This is a genomic window from Mucilaginibacter sp. P4_A11 (assembly GCF_056402535.1).
In genome coordinates this window covers 558,263-577,600 of the sequence record NZ_JBFUHE010000001.1, presented here as the reverse complement: position 1 = coordinate 577,600, position 19,338 = coordinate 558,263, and the positions used below count along the sequence as shown (strand labels likewise).

Below are 19,338 nucleotides of genomic sequence, written 5' to 3'. Positions count from 1 at the left end.
AATTAAACGAATTAAAGAATTTTTGGAATTTGCCTGGCATTCTGTTAATTCATTAAATTCTATAAATTCAGGTTCAGACACTCCCCCCGTTGCCATGAGGACACGGCAACGGGGTAAAAGTTTCATTTATCATCATTGTTTTTATCGTCGTCCTTTTCATCGTTATATCCTTCTTCATCGTCAAAATCATCGAAGTTGCCCAAGTCTTCCTCATCTTCGTTAAATTCGCCAAAAAAGCGGTCTTCGTCAAACATCAGTTCTTCCAGTTTTTCCTGTTCGGGCGTACTAGTATCAAAGCGGATGGCCCAGTTATCGGGGATATCGTAGGTTTTATCAAATCCCCTGATCCATTCTACAAAAACCAGGCGAAACTCCTCTACTTTTTCACGCATCAACTGCACGTAGTCTTCCTCATTGATTTTTACCATCGATGCAAAAGAAACCGCGTTGAACATGTCCTGCACGGCCAGTTTAATAAGCACTGCATTCTGCATACGTAATGAGTACAGGCTGCCACCTTCGGCGCCGGCTATTTTTGCCTGGATGAGGGCGGCATTACTGCACATCTGTATGGCCAGATGTTCCTTCATGCTGTCCTCCTTTAATGATTCGGCAATTACATCTGCCAGGTCAAATAATTCCTGCGATTTTTGGTATACCGGGAGCTTTTCAAACTTTTCGAGTCTACGGGCCATGGGGTAAATTTACTACTTATAACACAAGTAGCCTCATATATAGTATTAAAGCCTTGTTAAAAAAACTATCTTTGCCGCATGAACATCCTGATTCTTGGTTCGGGCGGAAGGGAAAGTGCCTTCGCCTGGAAAGTAGCCCAAAGCCCAAAATGCGAAAAACTTTTTATCGCTCCCGGCAATGCCGGTACCACCCAGTACGGTACAAACGTAAATATTAAGGTTACCGATTTTGAAGGCATTAAAGCGCTTGTTTTAAATGAGGACATCAACCTGGTATTGGTTGGCCCCGAAGAGCCACTGGTAAAAGGCGTTCATGACTTTTTCCTGTCCGATGAGCAATTGAAAAACATCCCGGTTGTTGGTCCACAGCAGGAAGGCGCACAGCTGGAAGGCAGTAAAGATTTCTCCAAGCAGTTTATGGAGAAACATAATATCCCTACTGCTGCCTATAAAACTTTTACCAAAGATACCTTACAGGATGGCCTGACATATTTAGCTACTGCCGGTTTACCCGTGGTATTGAAAGCCGACGGACTTGCAGCCGGTAAAGGCGTACTGATCTGCCTTACTTTAGAAGAAGCTCAAACCGAGCTTACCGCAATGCTGGCCGATGCCAAATTTGGCGAAGCAAGCTCACGCGTGGTTGTTGAACAATTTTTAACAGGTATTGAGCTTTCGGTGTTTGTAATGACCGATGGTAACAGCTATAAAATATTGCCCGAAGCAAAAGACTATAAACGCATAGGTGAAGGTGATACAGGTTTAAATACCGGTGGTATGGGTTCTATTTCACCTGTTCCGTTTGCAGATGCCGCTTATATGAAAAAGGTAGAGGAGCGCGTGATCATCCCTACTGTTGAGGGTTTGAAAAAAGATGGGATCCCTTATAAAGGTTTTATTTTTATCGGTCTGATGAACAGCGACGGCGAACCATGGGTTATTGAATACAACTGCCGCATGGGCGATCCGGAAACAGAAAGCGTAATGCGTCGCATTGATTCAGATTTTGTTGATCTGCTGTTGGGCGTTGCCGAAGGAAACCTGAACGAAAAAGAGATCATCATCAGCCCTAAAACAGCTGCCACCGTAGTAATGGTTGCAGGCGGTTATCCCGGCGAATACCTCAAAAATAAAGTGATCACCGGTACCGAAAACGTGCGTGACTCGATCGTGTTTCACGCCGGTACTTCAATGGATGGCGACGATGTAATAACTACAGGCGGTCGTGTACTGGCTATTACCACTGTACAGGATGATATGTTCAGCGCCTTGCAACAGGCTACAGCCGATGCAAGCCGGATCTATTATGACGGTATGTACTTTAGGAAAGATATAGGCTTTGACTTACTTTAGTCATTGGGGCATTGGTCATTAAGTTATTTTCTGAACCAGGATTTTTTGGATTTATGGATTCTCCGGATGAATGGTCAAGCTTAATGTTCCCTGAAAGCTCTATGCTATAAACTCTCAGGGAACATTAAAATCCTTAAATCCGGTTAATCAGTTTAATCCTGGTTCAGACAATTACTCCTGCACCACATCGATCCAATTACCATCACCTTTAATGATATTGATCAATTCATCAAGCGCATTGGCCGAACTGATGTTTTTCTTAACGGCTTCTTTACCGCGATAGAGGGTAATTTTATCGGTACCAGAGCCTACGTAACCATAATCGGCATCGGCCATTTCACCGGGACCATTTACGATACAGCCCATGATACCGATCTTCAGTCCTTTAAGGTGACTTGTACGACTGCGGATCATCTGCGTAGTAACCATCAGATCAAACAAGGTACGTCCGCAGCTTGGGCAGGAAATATATTCAGTTTTAGAGATGCGTGAGCGGGTAGCCTGCAAAATCCCAAACGCGGTAGAGGTAATTACATTTGTAGGTAGTTCAGGCGCATCAATCCAGATGCCGTCACCAAAACCATCAACCAATAAAGCACCGAGGTCGGTAGAGGCGTAGAGTTGTAATTTAGATGTGAGATCTGAGATTTGAGATTTGAGATCAGCTTCACTTTTGGACTTTCCGACTTCCGGACTTCCGGACTCAAAAGTGTAGCTTCTCTTCACTATCACCGGTACATCCAAGCCCAGCTCTTCCATTTTAAAGAAGAAAGAACGCTGCTCAGCCATGCCATGTAAAGCATCTGTTTCAAGTACCAGTACCAGCGAGTTATCCAGTTGGATTAATCCGAATGCATCCGAATCAATATCTGCAGGTTTTAAACGCACCAGGTTCAATTTTGACGAACGGTCAACATCGCAAATGTATTCCTGCAAAGTAAATACCGGGTGGCAATTGGTTTTATCAGCCAGTTTTTGCCAGGTGTTATAATTGTACAGCTGTTTTAAGTTGCCCGGCAGGGTAAACGAAGGCAATTCATCCGCCAGGTAAACAAAATCAACCGATTGCTCGGCCATGTTATATTTATCAAGCAATGGCGAGTACAGGTAACCCGCCTCGTTCAATACAGCAGGATCTTTAAGGTTCTTTATAGACAGATCGACAACAACCCGCGGCACTAAATGCCCGCCGATAAAAGCGTTGGCCTCGTAGGTTTCGCGTTTTTTATATTCGTAGGGACTGTGCGAAGCCGAAGGCTGAAGGCTGAAAGCTGAAAGCTCCTGTTCTCCGGCCTTCTGCTTTTCGCTTTTTGCTTTCCGCTCCGTGTAACGGCGAACCAACTCAATAGCAACCGGTGCTTCGGCTTCAGGTTCTTCGGTGAGGGATACGCGTACAGTATCACCGAGGCCATCTTCCAATAATGTACCTATGCCTACGGCTGACTTGATGCGGCCGTCTTCGCCGTCGCCGGCTTCGGTTACGCCAAGGTGCAATGGGTAGTTCATCCCTTCGGCAACCATGGTTTCCACCAGCAAACGGTAGGCCTGTACCATCACCTGCGGATTGCTGGATTTCATGGAGATCACGAGGTTATAAAAATTTAACTGCTCGCACATCCGCATAAATTCCATAGCCGACTCTACCATGCCCTGTGGGGTATCGCCGTAACGGCTCATGATCCTGTCGCTCAGCGAACCATGGTTGGTGCCTATGCGCATGGCAGTACCATATTCCTTACAAACTTTTACAAGCGGTGTAAATTTCTGAAAGATGCGTTCCAGTTCGCCCTGGTATTCCAGGTCGGTATAATCAATCTGGTCGAATTTTTTTTTATCGGCGTAGTTGCCGGGGTTTACGCGCACTTTTTCAACTATGCGGGCAGCCACCTCGGCAGCGTTTGGGGTAAAATGAATATCAGCAACCAGCGGCACGGTATAACCACGGGCGCGAAGCTGCTTTTTAATTTCGGCCAGGTTTTGGGCCTCCTTGATACTGGGAGCCGTGATCCGCACGTACTCGCAGCCGGCTTCAACCATGCGGATAGATTGCTCAACCGTACCAATGGTATCCATGGTATCGGTAGTGGTCATGCTTTGTATGCGGATTGGATTATTCCCGCCCATAGGCACGTCGCCAATATTAACCTCGCGGGTAATAAAGCGTGAATATTCGGTTAACGAATTACAATAACGGCCGGGCAGCACTTTAACAGCATCAGTATTCATCAATGATGGAAATTAGAATGCAAAAATACGAAAGTTGTTTGATGGGAGGAAGTTGTAATGTTTAAAGGCTGTAATGATTAGGTTAACGACCTTTCGATGTTGTCATCATCTTTTACTTTATCAACTTTTTGTTTTTTTACTGTCTTTTTAATATCGAATGAAATGTTAAATGCTTTGAACAGCTTTTTTAAAGCATCTAATTGCTCTTTATTTTCCGGATGCACAATTAATGATTTCATATTCAACTAACGTTTCATAGCTCTATATCCAGCAATCTTGCTCCGTGTACAATTCTAAGCACATTAATATTTTTATCGTCAACTATTTGGTAGATGATCCTATACTTGTTCAATAATAATTCTCTTATCGATCTATCTGCAATTTCTGATACAAATTTTCCCGATGTAGGATACTTATAAAGCTGATCGATTTTATCAAATATTTTATTGATAAAATTCCTGGCAATTAACTCAGAATCTTGCGATATATATGTTTCTATATCTAATAAATCTTCATAAGCAGATTCGGTGATAACAATGTTTACTTGCTCCACTTATCTGCGAATTTCCTTTTTACATCCTTATAATCCATTACCTTGCCTTCTTTAACGTCTTGCAAACCCTTCTCAACTTTTTCAACAAATAAAAGGCGCTCAATCAGTTTTTCAGTATCAAACTCATCTTCAAATGAATCAAGGGTTTCAAGTACTGTGGTCTTTTTCATCTGACTTAAATTATATAGCTAATATACAGAATTCTGTAAACAAACCCATCACACCAACCTTTCCTTAATCACCAGCGTCCCGGCAATCATATCATGTAAACACTGTTGCTGTTTATTAAAAAACGCTATCAGGTAGCCGATAAAAAACGTCAATACCGAAAATATTTTGGCCAGGTTACGGCCTATGGCTTTGGCAACAGTGATCCTGTTTCCGTCCAGATCAACTACTTTTATTTTAAGCATTTGTTTGCCGTAAGTAGCTTGCTTAGCCGAACTTTCCATCACCACATGATAAATAAATTTACCAATAGGCGTAAAAGCAACTATGCCAATAGAAGCATATATGCGCTCCTGCTTATCCGTAATGAACAGGAACACGGCCATAGCGGCAAGTAAAACAAATACGCCGAACAAGATAAACCAATCCAACGCCGAAGCCAGCCAGCGCTGGTCAAAGCTACCGTAATACTGCATCAGTAGTTTAGGCCGGGCAAAGCCGAATAATTCTCTTAATTCGGCAATTTCATGGGCTTCTTTGTAATCTACCATATCGTCGGTCTTTACAAAATCACCGGGTTTAATGCCGCGGGCTTTGAGCTCGGGAATGGTAAAAGGGCCTTCGGGTTTACCATTGATAACTAATATGTATGATTGGGACATGGATGATCGATTACACAACCATGTCATTGCGAGGAGGAACGACGAAGCAATCGCATGCTATACAGGGCGATTATGCCTCCGCGCGGTTGCCACGCTTCGCTCGCAATGACATTGTTTTATTGTTTATCCCTCTAAGATAAATATTCCTTCCACCAATCAGAATTATAGACACCTTTTACTTCCGTTGGTTCACCGGGCTTGGGGACAAATAAATCGATGTGCTTTTGTTTTGCCATGGTGGTTAACCATTCTATAGGCTCGTACCAGGCATGCGGGGCAAGGTTAAAGGTACCGTAATGAATTGGCATCATCAGTTTGCCTTTCAGATCGAGATGTGCGTTTGAAGCATTATCCGGCCCCATATGGATATCCGGCCAAAATTTTCCATATGCGCCAATTTCCAGCATAGTCAGATCGAACGGGCCAAAAGCTTCGCCTATCGCCTTAAATTCGGGTGAGTAACCGGAATCGGCACCAAAATAAATATTATGCTGAGGCGCTTTGATCACGAATGACGACCACAGCGTTTCATTCCGCCCGAAAATTCCCCTGCCCGAAAAATGGCGTGAGGGTGTTGCCGTAAGTACAATTTCATTACCGATCATGGCGCTGTCGCCCCAATCCATTTCGGTGATAAAATTGGCTGCCATACCCCAACCGGTTAAATATTGAGCTACCCCAATCGAACAGAAAAAGGGGATGTTTTTATCAGCAAAAAACTTAATAGTAGCCTTATCCAAATGATCATAATGATCGTGCGACTGGATCACAGCATCCAGCGGAGGTAAATCCTCTAAAGCGATCGGTGGCTTAAAAAACCGCTTCGGCCCGAATGATTGAGAAAACGAAACCCTGTCGCTCCAAACCGGGTCGGTAAGGATACGTTTACCATCGATCTCGATCAGGATACTGGAGTGACCTATCCAGGTAATGCGCAACCCCGATGCGGGAGGAGTGTTGAAAACCGACGGATCCGTTTTAAACGGACCTAAAGTTTTTTTAGGTGTGTTCTCGGCCTTGTTGTTCATGTACTCCCTCAAAATAGGGATCATTTTGCCAAAGCCAGCCTCATCGGTAGGTATGGTATTTTGATATTTTCTTCCTTTTTTACGCGATGCGGGTAAACTCATAGTAGCAATTATAGTACTTATATCAGGTATGATATAACTAACGCAAAAAAGTTACGAATGGTTGAAGCGGCTCAATCTTTATTTACTTAAGAATGATATTGCCGTATCACAAAACTCAATCAGCGAAGCCGGCAAAGCGTCACCTGCAAAAGGGTGCTCACCGCCAAAGGTATGGTCAGCCCCTTTTTGTACGACGTATTCGGCGGTAGGATTAGCCTCATGCAATTGCTCCGAGTGACTTACCGGTACGGTAGGGTCGGCATCGCCATGAACGATGAGCCATGGTTGCGTTACCAGGCTTGCCTGCCTGATAATATCCAGCCTGAGCGGGTGCTTGTCCAAATCATCCAACAAGGTAGATTTGACAGGCATTTGCTGACCGGTACGTTTATTCTCAAAGTAAAAAACGCCATGCAAGCGCCACTGCTGTTCTATTTGCTTAGGCCACAGGTTCCGGAAACCGGATATGGAAGCCATGCTCACCAGCTTTTTGATACGCGCATCTTCAGCAGTTTTGATAATGCTTACACCACCGCCCATGCTATGTCCAATCAAATACACTCCGTTTGCAACCGGAATGCTTGCGCCGCTGCAGGCAAAATCAATGATGGTATCCAAATCCTCCAGTTCGATAGAGACAGTATTATCGGCAAAGGCAGTCAGATTGGCAAAGTCCAACGGATTGGCGGGTGTTGTGCCATTATGCGAAAAATTAAATTTCAGGAAGCGGAAACCTTTTTCGGCAAAGTACCGGGCCAAAAGATCATGTGTACCCCAATCTTTAAACCCTTTAAAACCATGGGCAAAAATAACCAGCGGTGCGTTTTTAAAAACATCATCATAGGTTACATCAATAAGCATTGGCCGCCCTTTGGCGCCGGGAAGGGTGAAACTATCTTTCCTGATCATATTAAATTACTACCTCGGCATCTGTAATGTCCGAGCGTTTTACAACGAGGGTTCCTGCAAAAAGGTCGCCTATCCGTTGATGTTTCTCTGTCTTTTTAATGCAAATTATTGCCGGTAATCCATAAATGAAAATATCAACGTAATCACATATTCTGCGTTTAGCCGTATCCCTTATAGTTAATTTACTGCCATCCGCTTTGATTACTTTCAACTTACATATATCGTGTCCGGGCGTAGCACCGTTAAGGCTTTCAACTACAACAAAATACAGAAGCCACACAATAGGTATCGGCAAAGCTATTATACCATCAATCCTGTAAATACCAGGTGTCGGGTTTTGACCAAATAACGTTACATAGATTACGAAAAAAGATAAATAAATTCCATAATCTATCAATGTAGCGATGGTACGTAATTTAATATAAGGCTTAGGTTTGATATCAACGATTTCCATTACGATGAATTACACCATCGCAATATATAAAATATGCCGCATTACACCCTTTTCCCATTAAAAGTAATATTATACAGATCTGTGCGCCTGTCTTTAATATTTTGCACGCTGCCGTACTCATGCAGCTCATCCAGTAACGAAAGGTCAACATCGGCTATAACGATCATCTCGGTATTTGGTGTAGCTTCAGATTGAATGCCGTTGGTTGGGAAACCAAAATCAGAAGGTGTAAACACGGCTGATTGTGCATAGCTGATGCCCATATTATTAACATTGGGCAAATTGCCTACGCAACCGGCAATAGCTACATAACATTCATTTTCCACCGCGCGGGCCTGGGCACAAAACTTAACCCGGTTGTACCCGTTTTGGGTATCGGTAAGGAAAGGCACAAACAGGATCTGCATATCCTGGCCGGCCAGGATGCGTGATAGTTCAGGAAACTCCACATCATAACAGATCAGGATGCCTACTTTGCCGCAATCAGTATCAAATACTTTTACCTCATCGCCGCCGCGCATGCCCCATGAGCTGATCTCGGCCGGGGTTGGATGGATTTTGTAAACCTCCTCCATGCTGCCATTACGCCTGAACAGGTAAGAAACGTTATACAATGACTCCTCAAAAATATAAGGCATACTGCCCGCAATGATATTCACATTATAAGATACTGCCAGCTTTGAAAATTCTTCATTAATAGGCTGGGTATATTTGGCCAGCTCGCGCATGGCCTTGGCCGAATCCATGTGGTTATAATCAGCCATAAGCGGTGTATTGAACAGCTCGGGGAACAGGATAAAATCGGCCTGGTAGTCGCTCACAGCATCAACAAAATATTCGGCGTGCTTCATTAGCTCGCTGATGTTGCTGTATGATCGCATCTGCCATTGTACCAGGCCAATACGCACCACCGTTTTGTGGTTAATGGCATCACTTACCTCTTCGTAGTACACGTTATTCCACTCAATAAGGGTGGCAAAACCCTTGGAGCGACTATCCTCCGGCAGGTAGTTCCTCAACACCTTGCGTACGTGAAAATCGTTGGATAACTGGAATGAAAGCGTAGGATCGTAAATCTCTTTATATTTTACCTTATCAATATACTGACGGGGCGTAAGTTCATTTTGAAATTTTTGATAGTTAGGGATACGACCGCCGGCAATGATGCTTTTCAGGTTCAGCTTTTCGCAAAGGGCCTTACGGGCATCGTAAAGCCTGCGGGCCAGCCGTAACCCACGGTATTTTGGGTGGATGAACACATCTATACCGTAAAGTACGTCGCCCTTGTCATTATGGGTTTTAAAGGTGCTATCGCCGGTAATTTGCTTGTAGGTGTGGTTATCACCAAATTTCTGGTAGTCAACAATGATAGCCAGCGCACAGCCAACAACCATATCGTTAACGGTGATACAGATCTGTCCTTCGGGGAATATTTTAATGAGCTTGCGGATAGAATTGGCATCCCAATAGTCCTCATCCATATCCATATAGGCCGATTTCATTGATTTTTTAAGCTCCTGGTAGTCTTGTACATCCAGGTTACGCATTTCAATACTTTGCAGATCCATATATAATTTGTTGTGTCAGTTTTTTAGGCTGAGCAGCGTTTACTCACCCCGACATCGCTGCGCTCATCACCCCTCTCTGCTTCGCAAAGGGGGGATTTACTTTTTTATTTTCTCTCCCCTCTTACGCCAACGGCGTAGAGAGGGGAGCCCAGCGAAGCGTCGGCCGGGTGAGTCAGCTCATCGCCCTGCCCCATCTCCCCAACAGCCAAAGCCCATTTTGGTTTAGGCTATTTTTTTTCGATCGGTAGTATGCCACCAGGCCCAGTATATTAGCACAAACTGTAAGGCTAAACGCAACCATGCTAAAAAGGGCGTAACTGTCATGGAATTTAGTTTCATTGGCGCTTTAAATGCCATACTTACATGGATCTGTAAAAAAGCTACCAGCATTAAAACAATTCCCCAGGCTGCCCAATACCTCGTTTTACGCCAAATGAGGAGCAACCCTAAGGAGATTTCGGCAACCCCGGCCAGTAAGTTAACTGCCTCAGGGTAAAGCAAATTATTGGGCATTACGGCATAATAAAAGTCCGGATCCCTGAAGTGGTTCAAGCCCGCAAGCACATAAAATACAACAAGTATTACAAGGCTTATTTTTTTATACTTATCCATGCTTTAATTTACAAATATTTTGTCATATGCATCATAAAACAGTTTAAATGCTGCAAAACAAGCCGATTTTACAATTTATAACCATTCCAAATAAGTCTGTTTGACAAAGTGTTGACATTGCATGTGCCGAATAGTGATACTTTTGTTCGGTCAAATTTTAAAACTGCTTTGAAGTATCTAAAGGTAATAGCTTTTACGCACAAACAGATTGAACTGAAGGAATTGGGTAGATTGGTGGTTTGCCAGGAAAATCTGACAGATAAACTTGCGCAGGTTAAAGAGCAGTTTAACATTCCCGAAATCTTCTACCTGGCTACCTGTAACCGGGTGGAATTTGTGATGACAACTCCGCAATCGGTTGATAAGGATTTTGCCAAAAAATTCATAGAAGCCTTTAATACAGAACTTTGCCATGATTCACTGAGCACTTTTATGGATAGCGCGTCTATTTATGAAGACCAGGAAGCCATGGTACACCTGCTGCGTACTTCATGTTCGCTGGAGAGTTTGATTGTGGGTGAAAAGGAGATCCTGGCCCAGCTACGCAAAGCATATGAACATTGCAAAGATGCCGGCCTAACCGGCGATGCCATGCGCATGATCATGAACTGCGTAGTAAAAACAGCCAAGGAAGTTTATACGCATACCAACATCTCTAAAAATCCAATCTCGGTAGTATCGCTGGCTTACCGCAAGCTTAAAGACCTTAATCTTTGCTCAAATGCCCGGATCCTGATCATCGGCGCAGGCGAAACCAACCGTAACATCACTAAATATCTTCAAAAACATAAATTTTCAAACTTCGCGGTTTTTAACCGTACCGTGGCCAATGCCGAAAAATTAGCTGCCGATTTGGGCGGTGAAGCATTTGACCTTGAAGCTTTGAAAACCTATAACAAAGGATTTGATGCTATTATCACCTGCACATCAGCAGTTGAACCTATCATCACTACTGAAATATATCAATCGCTGTTAAATGGCGAAACCGGTAGGAAAACCATTGTCGACCTTGCCATCCCCAACGATACCGCTCCCGAAGTACTGGAGCAATTCCCTGTTAACTTTATCGAAGTACACTCCCTTAACGAGGTTGCCAAAAAGAACCTTCAGGAACGCTACCACGAGCTGGTACATGCTGAGGTTATTATTGAGCAAAACATTGCTGAGTTTGTTATGCAGCTGAAACAGCGCCGTATTGAGGTAGCCATGCGTCAGGTTCCTGAAAAGATCAAAGAGATCCGCAACACTGCCATCAACTCTGTTTTTGCCGATGAGGTACAAGGGCTGGATGAACAATCGCGCGAGATCCTGGAAAAGGTGATCAACTACATGGAGAAGAAATATATCAGTGTACCCATGATCATGGCTAAGGATATATTGATCAACGAAAATTGATCAGTTAATTCCCCTTTCTCTATTAAAAATCCACTGTGTATATCATTTTCGTGACAGATCGGGTAATTTCTTCGATAAACAAACGTTGATGGGTTTACATGCCCCGTTATGCTGATCAGTTTTCCAGAACAAAACTTTAACAATTTTATCGTCCCCGCCTTTCAAATAAATGAGGGCGAAATTGTTGTCATCGAACTTCCGGGCGGTGCATTGTTTCAGCCTCTTTTATCCAAACTAAAAAGTATGCTTACCGGTACCGTTGCCGATAGTCCTATTGAAATAAATTCGAAATTCAGATTTGTTGAACATTTTAAGGAGAGTTTCCTTAAGCACCATTTTGCCCCTGTAACAGTCGGCATGTATCATCAAAAACATGCCAATAAGCACAACCCTGTATATGAAAAGATTTACAATACACTGTCGATAACAAAACGGACAAAAGTAAAATCACTTACCGGGGAACTGAAAAAAAAGCTTGAGCTTTATACCACGCTTTCCTGGACAAACCGATTAATTTTTGATTTAACAGGCGCAGATCCAAAAGGAGGGGCAGATATCATCGGCGCTATTAAACAAGCCATAATGCCTAACGGAGCCGCCATATTAATTGACCTTTGCGATGAATTTAAAGACCAATGTACTACGTTTATTAAGGTCAATTACATTGGGGGCGATATCAGATCAGACAGCGTTAAACTGATAGCAAAATCTAAAAAAACCCAAATTGCCGGGTGAGGAAATACATCCCTACCGCAAGGCCATTTACTGGTCGAAGTTTAGCGAAGCGTAACTTCGTCCCAAAATGAATTAAGCTTTCAGCTTAACTGTTTAGCACTGGCAATATCTTTTAATTATTGCAACGTCGGTCCAAAAGATACCCTATATTGAAGAGCTAAAACATCCATCTCCCTTTTTAAAAACAATGGAGCTTCGCAGCACGCAAGCAGAATGCTTGCCTCATTTTAGGTCGAAGTTACGCTTCGCTAAACTTCAACCAGTTCAAGAAGTAACATCAACCAGCTGATTTTTTACCTCACCGCACAGTTAACGCCCGCTCCAGATCATCTTTAAAACTCCTCCCTATCGGGATCTCATAACCGTTCAAAATAATGCGGTTACTTTCCAAACGGGTGATTTTGGCGATAGCTACAATAAAAGATTTATGTACCCGGACAAAACGTTTCTGCGGAAAAATGTCCAGCATCGCTTTTATGGACCCTTTTAATAGGATCTTTTCTTTATAGGTATAAATGATAGCGTAATCTTTTAATCCCTGGATGTGCGTAACCTCATTAAAGTAAAGCTTGATCCGCTGAACACCGCTTTTTACAAAAATAAAATCGTTGTTTTTGTCCGCTGAAGGTTCTTCCACATGGCCATACTGTGCTTTCAGGGCCAGGAATTCCCTGATCTTGTCAATAGCCAGCCCGAAACGCATAAATGATATAGGTTTCAGTAAAAAATCAATTACACCCAGTTCATAACCTTCAAAGGCATAGTTGCGGTAGGCTGTAGTAAAAACGGTCAATGGCGGGTCTGGCAATGTTTTCAGAAACTGGATCCCTGTCATTTCGGGCATTTCTATGTCTAATAACAACACGTCAGCATGGTGATCTTTCAAATGATTTAAAGCATCACCCGCATTGCTGAACAGGAAAACCGAATACACATGATCAATTCTTTTCAGGTAGCCATCTAATATTTCAAGTGCAAGCGGCTCATCATCTACTACTACAAATTTCAGCATCGCTTTCATATTATCCGTCCTTATAATTCAATCATTAATTTAGCCCAATAGGCATTCGTTTTATCATCCAGTTGCAGCGTATGCCTGCCCGGATAGAGCAGATCAAGCCGCTTTCTCAAATTGTTGAGGCCTATTCCCCCCTTACCTTTATCAATTACCGAAGGCGGTTTAGCATTTTCTATAATAACCTCAAGTCGGGATAGCACCAGGTCGATATCCACTTTTAGCCAGCCGCCTTTGGTTTGTCTGCCCAGTCCGTGTTTAAAAGCATTTTCTACCAGGGGCAGCAACAGTAAGGGGGCAATTTCATATCCGTTCAAATCCGCGTTAATATTCAGATTAATGGTTGCTTCGCCGCTAAATCTCAGTCGCTCCAGTTCCATATAGTTATTGAGATAGCTGATCTCTTTTTCCAAAGGCACCTTTTCGCCGGTACTGTCATATAGCATATATTCCATCATTTCTGATAGCTTGAGTACCACATCCGGGGCGAGCTCTGATTTTTTGAGGGTGAGGGCGTACAGGTTATTCAGGATATTAAACAGGAAATGCGGGTTTACCTGCGCGCGCAGAAAATTAACTTCAGCGTTCAGCTTTTCTACGGTAATTTTCTGAATGATCAATTGCTGCCCGTACCAGTCCAAACTTAATTTAAGGGCCAGCATTAATCCCAGGTACCATAGCGTACTAAAAAAGTTATAGGATAATGATTCTACCAGGTTACTGTTACGCATCGGACCAACCACATAACCATACAGGTAAAAATCAAACAGGCTTTGAACCGTTAAATAACCTATCACCGACAGGATAATTGCCGTAAAATAAGCACGGTACCGTTTCCTTAACAAGTACCGGGGCAAAAAGTATTGCAGGTTAAGATAAGCTATGATGATAAGCAATACAATACGACCGGCAACGCAAGCCACAAAATAAGGCATACCGGCTTTATAAATAAGATACCTTTTCTCGTAAATGAAAAAGCCGGTGATCAGCACCCAATAAGCGCCATGCATCAGGGCATACCTTAATGTGGTGCTGCGTTTTGAAAACGGCAGCTGAAATGGTTTATCCAGCGCATCCATTTTAATGTTTCATTATCAATTCAGTATAAAAGAAACCAAAAGCGTTTGGCCCTCAAAATTATATCGACAAACGGCACAAATAGTAGAGGAATATAAAGATAAAAAAGCTCATATCTATTATTCCGGTTGTTGGTCTACTAATTTTCTACCTGATTTCCAGTTCGTTTAATATTGTGCTACAGAGAATCAAGGATTTCATTTTAAAACTTATGATCATGAAACACATCAAATTTTATCAGGCGTTTATAGGTCTATTTACCCTGATCGCGTTAAGCTTCACTGCATTCGGTTTTACCTCCAAATTCGGTCTGGACGGTTACGAGATCTACTTAAACAATAAGCTCATCTTAAAGCAGTATGTGAACCAGCCCGTAAGCTTAAGGGTATTACAGTTGGATAAGGCCCATGAAGGCGACGAGCTGCGCATTAAGTACAATCATTGCCAAACCAAAGGCCCCGGTACCGGCCGCAGCATTACACTTAAAGATGAGAAAGGAAACACATTAAAAAAATGGGACTTTGCCGACACTTCCGATTTTGCCATGACAGTGCCTGTAAAAGAGCTACTGCAATTGGAAAAGAAAAATAATAACCATGAGCTCAGCCTGCATTATACCTCGAAAGAGCGGCCTAATGGCGAGATGCTGGCCATGCTTCGGTAAGGGTATATGGGGTAATGATCATATATTCGCCCTTTTAGTATGCCGGCCGTACACTGCGGCGTCAAAGCAGGCGCCGCAGTGTACGGCCGGCTTTTGTAATTTATTGATAGTTCCGGTCAACAATCTTTGCCGTAAAAGCGATGGCAAAACATTCGGCTTTATTCACAATCGCAGCATACAGTTTTACATTTCAAACAATTTCTTCCCTTAAAATAATATCTTCGCAGGTGATTTTGCCCCGCTAATTAATGCATTTGACCTGACCTGAACATATGCGCAAGTTTTTATTTTTATCATGCATAACTATTATTTTCTCTGCTTTAGCAAAATTAGTATATGGGCAAAATGTACAAACGGTTAACAGTGGTCAAAATACCACATCTATAATTTTCCCTGCCGGGTGTAAATTTAACTGGACCATCGATAATCCTTCTATCGGGCTTGCAGCAAGCGGCACAGGAGACATCCCATCATTTAAAGCAATAAATACCGGATCCAGCCCGGTAACGGCAACTATAACGGCAACTCCTGAAATACAATCCTTTGCCTACATTGCTGACAGTCATGGACAACTGTCAGTTATTGATCTTAACAACAATATAATTGCGGCTACCGTACAGGTAGGCAGTGAACCTCAGGGTACAGCTGTAAACCCTTACAATAACCGTGTATATGTAGCCAATCAGTCATCGCATACTGTCTCGGTGATAAACAGTATAACAAACACGCTTGTGACGAGTATAAGTACTTTTCCGGGTGAATATCCATCGGGTATGGCATTAAGCCCGGATGGCACCAGGTTGTACGTTACCGAACATAACAATAATTATTTAACGGTCATCAATACGGCCGGTAATAATATAATAGCTTCAATACCGGTTAACGAAAATCCCTGGGGCACGGTTGTGAGCCCTGATGGCAAGTTGGTATATGTAGCAACAGGCACTGGTAACACAGTCGACATCATCAGTACAGCAACTAATCAAGTTATTGGCTCGATACCCGGCTTGCAAGGGGCAAATGATATTTGCATAAGCCCCGACGGCAATTATGTATATGTGTCCAATTACAACTCGGGTACAGTTGCTGTTATCAACACAAAAACCAATACAATCAGCGCCACTATTGAAACGGGGTCTAATTTGATAGGTATAGCTATAAGCCCGGATGGGAAAAAATTGTATGCCACTAACCTTAACAATAATGCAGTTACAGCAATAAACACCTCGGATAATACTATAGCCGCAACAATTCAGGTTGGGCACCTTCCGATAGGGCTTTGTTTTTCGGCCGACGGTACTAAGGTCTATGTAATTAACAACCAGTCTGGTACCATATCAGTTATAAACACATCAAATAATACTGTATCTACTTTAACTGGTTTTCCAATATTGGGTTCCCATACTTTTGGTAAATTCATTTTAACAAATTCCAGTTGCTCCGCTACGCCCATTAAATATACTATTACCGTTAATCCACCGTTGCCTCCAGCCTTTGCAACTGCAGGTAACCTATCATCGCTTACTACGGTATATGGAACGCCATCGGCATCAGGCAGCTTCACAGTATCAGGTATCAACCTGGTATCGGGTATAGTGGTTACCCCGCCGCCCGGTTTTGAGCTTAGCAACGATGGAATTAATTTTGGCAGCAGCATTACAGTAGGGGGTACCGGTACACTCGCTAATGCCCAAGTTTTTGTAAGGCTGGCTAAAACAACTCATACAGGAAACTATGCGGGCAATATTACATTAAAAGCCGGCGTTACCTCGGCAAGTGTAATTGTGCCAACCGGTACAGTCACCCCGGCGCCATTAATTATTACTACCGATAATAAAAGTAAACCTTTTGGTACAGACAACCCTCCCTTTACCGTTACTTACAATGGCTTTGTAAATAATGACCAGGCATCCGGTTTAACAAACCTACCGTTGATAACAACAACTGCGTTACTTGCATCACCCATTGGTAATTACCCAATTGTAGCGAGCGACGCGGTATCGCCAAATTATACTTTTACTTATATACCGGGGACACTTACCATAACACCGGGGGGTATTGTGATCCCCAATACCTTTACCCCTAATGGTGACGGCGCAAATGACACATGGGTTATAAAATATATCGAATACTATCCTGATTGCACAGTAAACATATTTAACCGGTTGGGCAGCATAGTGTTTTCGTCGGTTGGGTATAGTACGCCATGGAATGGGCGGTTAAAAAGTAATGATCTGCCCTCGGGCACCTATTACTACATTATCGATATCAAAGATCATTTACAGGTTAAAGCGGGTTGGGTAACGATAATCAGGTAAATTATCAGCGTTTAAACCCTGCGCCTAATCTTTACAATATCGGGTGCAGGTGCTTTGCAAGCTGTTATTCCATACTCATAAAATGCAGATGAGCGTAACTTAAGCTGACAACTTAGCTCTAACCTTTATATATACTATCTTTACATGCCCCTCAAACACATTATCACTCCGCTTTTATTCTTCTGTTTTTTTACACCCTTTGTATCAGGCGCACAACAGCTTACTTCCGACAGTATCGACACTTTTGTTGAAAAAACAATGCAACAAAAAAGTATCCCCGCTTTACAGCTGGCAGTTATCCGTCAAAATAAAATTGTTAAATTAAAAGCCTACGGTACCGCCAATCTTGAAAATAATATCCCGGCAACCGGTAAAAGTATTTTCTCAATCAATTCCATAACCAAGGCTTTTACCGGCGTGGCGGTTATGCAACTGGCCGAAGAAGGTAAACTAAAAATAACCGATCCCTTATCCATGTACCTGGATAGCCTGCCCGCAACCTGGCAAAAAATCACCTTACAACAGGTGTTAACACATACCTCCGGACTGCCCGATATACTGGATGAAAATGAGCAGGTAATGGGCAACGGAATCGAAAAGCTCGCCTTACAAAAAGCAGGCGCCTTACCTATGGAATTTAACACCGGTGATAAGTTCAGTTATAACCAAACCGGTTATGTATTGATAGGTGAGATCATTACCAAACTAAGCGGGATGCATTTTACTAAGTTTATTGAGGAGAGACAATTTAAAGTAGCCGGCATGCTATTAACCCGCTTTGGCGACTCATATGACGTAATCCCTAATTCGGCCGGTGCCTATACCATGACTAAATTAGTGGATGGGCAATTTGTCAGAAACAAAAAACCGGGGGTTGGCTATATCCAGTTCCCATTATTTTTCCGTACAGCGGCGGGCATCCTTTCTACAGCCGGCGATATGGCCAATTGGGTCATCGCCTTAAAAACCGGCAAGCTTCTTAAAAACGAAAGCAGTATCAAAACCATGTGGACCCCGGCCATCCTTAACAATGGCAACATAGGTGGTTTTAACAGCCTTACCAACGGCTATGCATTGGGATGGCCAACAGTAACCCGCCCGGATCATCCGGCAGTTGGCCCGGTGGGCGGCGGCAGGTCGGCCGTGTTTATGTATTTAAAAGATGACCTGTCGATAGTGGTACTCACCAACCTTATGGGCGGCAATCCCGATAGGTTTATTGATGAAATAGCTGGTTATTACATCCCAGATATGCACGAGGCAAACGGTTTTGGCTTATCGACCAACCTCAAAAAACTGCGGACCGCCTTAATAAAGCAAGGTTTTAATAACGCAAATTCAGTTGCCTCGGGATTAAAAAAGGATGCTTCCTTTACTTTATCCGAAAACGAGTTAAACGGCTGGGGCTACCAGTTAATCAGCCAAAAGAAACTAAGCGAAGCACTTGCCATTTTTGCTTTAAACACAACGCTTTATCCCAAAAGCGCCAACGCATACGATAGCTATGGAGAAGCGCTGGAGCTTGGTGGCGAAAAGGCCAAAGCCATTGCCAGCTACAAAAAGTCGCTCGAATTAAATTCTAAAAACAAAAGCGCTGCCGAGCGGATCAGGATACTTTCGGCGAATTAAAAATTGCTCCCTGATAGCGGCCCTGGCCGAAGTTACGTTTTGCTAAAACTTCGACCAGGAAAAGGCTTCAGGACGAAGCTACGCTTCGTCCGTGCCAGAGAACAGCCCAAAGCTAAACATCCCTGCTTTAACCCGTGGCGGCAGCATTTTGTCACCATCAAATTCAAACACCCGG

The 19,338-nt window shown here is 43.1% G+C and carries 19 protein-coding genes; 6 read left to right on the top strand and 13 right to left on the bottom strand.

Annotation, left to right across the window (positions count from 1 at the left end):
- Positions 1–122: 122 nt before the first annotated feature.
- Positions 123–695 (bottom strand): hypothetical protein, encoded by a 573-nt coding sequence (locus AC1DUD_RS02600; protein ID WP_477371234.1) that lies wholly within the window; start codon positions 693–695, stop codon positions 123–125.
- Between the two features lie 78 nt (positions 696–773).
- On the opposite strand from AC1DUD_RS02600, the gene purD reads away from it, so the two are divergent.
- Positions 774–2,048, top strand: a complete 1,275-nt coding sequence (gene purD / locus AC1DUD_RS02595) for a phosphoribosylamine--glycine ligase (protein ID WP_477371231.1) — start codon at positions 774–776, stop codon at positions 2,046–2,048.
- A 171-nt stretch (positions 2,049–2,219) separates the two neighbouring features.
- On the opposite strand, the gene ispG is transcribed toward purD, so the two are convergent.
- The 10 genes from ispG to AC1DUD_RS02545 form a co-directional block, all read right to left on the bottom strand.
- On the bottom strand, positions 2,220–4,274 hold the full coding sequence (ispG, locus tag AC1DUD_RS02590; protein ID WP_477371228.1) for a (E)-4-hydroxy-3-methylbut-2-enyl-diphosphate synthase: 2,055 nt from the start codon (positions 4,272–4,274) through the stop codon (positions 2,220–2,222).
- A 77-nt stretch (positions 4,275–4,351) separates the two neighbouring features.
- Entirely contained in the window at positions 4,352–4,513 is a 162-nt protein-coding gene (locus AC1DUD_RS02585) for a DUF2683 family protein (RefSeq protein WP_477371225.1), read from the bottom strand.
- A 14-nt stretch (positions 4,514–4,527) separates the two neighbouring features.
- On the bottom strand, positions 4,528–4,827 hold the full coding sequence (locus AC1DUD_RS02580; protein ID WP_243482485.1) for a type II toxin-antitoxin system RelE/ParE family toxin: 300 nt from the start codon (positions 4,825–4,827) through the stop codon (positions 4,528–4,530).
- Positions 4,815–4,997 (bottom strand): hypothetical protein, encoded by a 183-nt coding sequence (locus AC1DUD_RS02575; protein ID WP_091165582.1) that lies wholly within the window; start codon positions 4,995–4,997, stop codon positions 4,815–4,817. The genes AC1DUD_RS02580 and AC1DUD_RS02575 overlap by 13 nt, the downstream gene beginning before the upstream one ends.
- A gap of 48 nt (positions 4,998–5,045) precedes the next feature.
- Positions 5,046–5,657, bottom strand: coding sequence for an RDD family protein (locus AC1DUD_RS02570; protein ID WP_243482487.1), 612 nt, complete (start codon positions 5,655–5,657; stop codon positions 5,046–5,048).
- A gap of 131 nt (positions 5,658–5,788) precedes the next feature.
- Entirely contained in the window at positions 5,789–6,787 is a 999-nt protein-coding gene (locus AC1DUD_RS02565) for an MBL fold metallo-hydrolase (RefSeq protein WP_477371220.1), read from the bottom strand.
- Between the two features lie 78 nt (positions 6,788–6,865).
- Positions 6,866–7,696, bottom strand: a complete 831-nt coding sequence (locus AC1DUD_RS02560) for an alpha/beta hydrolase family protein (protein ID WP_477371216.1) — start codon at positions 7,694–7,696, stop codon at positions 6,866–6,868.
- A gap of 1 nt (position 7,697) precedes the next feature.
- On the bottom strand, positions 7,698–8,150 hold the full coding sequence (locus AC1DUD_RS02555) for an RDD family protein (protein WP_477371213.1): 453 nt from the start codon (positions 8,148–8,150) through the stop codon (positions 7,698–7,700).
- 41 nt (positions 8,151–8,191) lie between these two features.
- The gene (locus AC1DUD_RS02550) at positions 8,192–9,718 is read right to left on the bottom strand and encodes a GNAT family N-acetyltransferase (protein WP_477371209.1); all 1,527 of its coding nucleotides are present in this window, start codon (positions 9,716–9,718) and stop codon (positions 8,192–8,194) included.
- Between the two features lie 222 nt (positions 9,719–9,940).
- Positions 9,941–10,330, bottom strand: coding sequence for a DoxX family protein (locus AC1DUD_RS02545; protein ID WP_477371206.1), 390 nt, complete (start codon positions 10,328–10,330; stop codon positions 9,941–9,943).
- 168 nt (positions 10,331–10,498) lie between these two features.
- Between AC1DUD_RS02545 and hemA the strand changes: the two genes are divergently transcribed.
- Together hemA and AC1DUD_RS02535 are read left to right on the top strand one after the other, a co-directional pair.
- Complete coding sequence (gene hemA / locus AC1DUD_RS02540; RefSeq protein WP_477371203.1) at positions 10,499–11,725, top strand: glutamyl-tRNA reductase; 1,227 nt, start codon at positions 10,499–10,501, stop codon at positions 11,723–11,725.
- Positions 11,726–11,833: 108 nt separating this feature from the next.
- Positions 11,834–12,460 (top strand): hypothetical protein, encoded by a 627-nt coding sequence (locus AC1DUD_RS02535; RefSeq protein WP_477371200.1) that lies wholly within the window; start codon positions 11,834–11,836, stop codon positions 12,458–12,460.
- Between the two features lie 298 nt (positions 12,461–12,758).
- On the opposite strand, the gene AC1DUD_RS02530 is transcribed toward AC1DUD_RS02535, so the two are convergent.
- Together AC1DUD_RS02530 and AC1DUD_RS02525 are read right to left on the bottom strand one after the other, a co-directional pair.
- Positions 12,759–13,481: a LytR/AlgR family response regulator transcription factor gene (locus tag AC1DUD_RS02530; RefSeq protein ID WP_477371197.1), complete on the bottom strand. Its 723-nt coding sequence runs from the start codon at positions 13,479–13,481 to the stop codon at positions 12,759–12,761.
- Positions 13,482–13,492: 11 nt separating this feature from the next.
- Complete coding sequence (locus AC1DUD_RS02525) at positions 13,493–14,554, bottom strand: sensor histidine kinase (RefSeq protein ID WP_477371194.1); 1,062 nt, start codon at positions 14,552–14,554, stop codon at positions 13,493–13,495.
- A gap of 215 nt (positions 14,555–14,769) precedes the next feature.
- Between AC1DUD_RS02525 and AC1DUD_RS02520 the strand changes: the two genes are divergently transcribed.
- The 3 genes from AC1DUD_RS02520 (at position 14,770) to AC1DUD_RS02510 (ending at position 19,163) form a co-directional block, all read left to right on the top strand.
- Positions 14,770–15,216, top strand: coding sequence for a hypothetical protein (locus tag AC1DUD_RS02520; protein ID WP_477371191.1), 447 nt, complete (start codon positions 14,770–14,772; stop codon positions 15,214–15,216).
- A gap of 272 nt (positions 15,217–15,488) precedes the next feature.
- Entirely contained in the window at positions 15,489–17,534 is a 2,046-nt protein-coding gene (locus AC1DUD_RS02515) for a T9SS type B sorting domain-containing protein (RefSeq protein WP_477371188.1), read from the top strand.
- Between the two features lie 144 nt (positions 17,535–17,678).
- A complete protein-coding gene (locus AC1DUD_RS02510) occupies positions 17,679–19,163 on the top strand; it encodes a serine hydrolase (RefSeq protein WP_477371186.1) in 1,485 nt (494 codons plus the stop codon).
- The last annotated feature ends 175 nt before the right edge of the window (positions 19,164–19,338 follow it).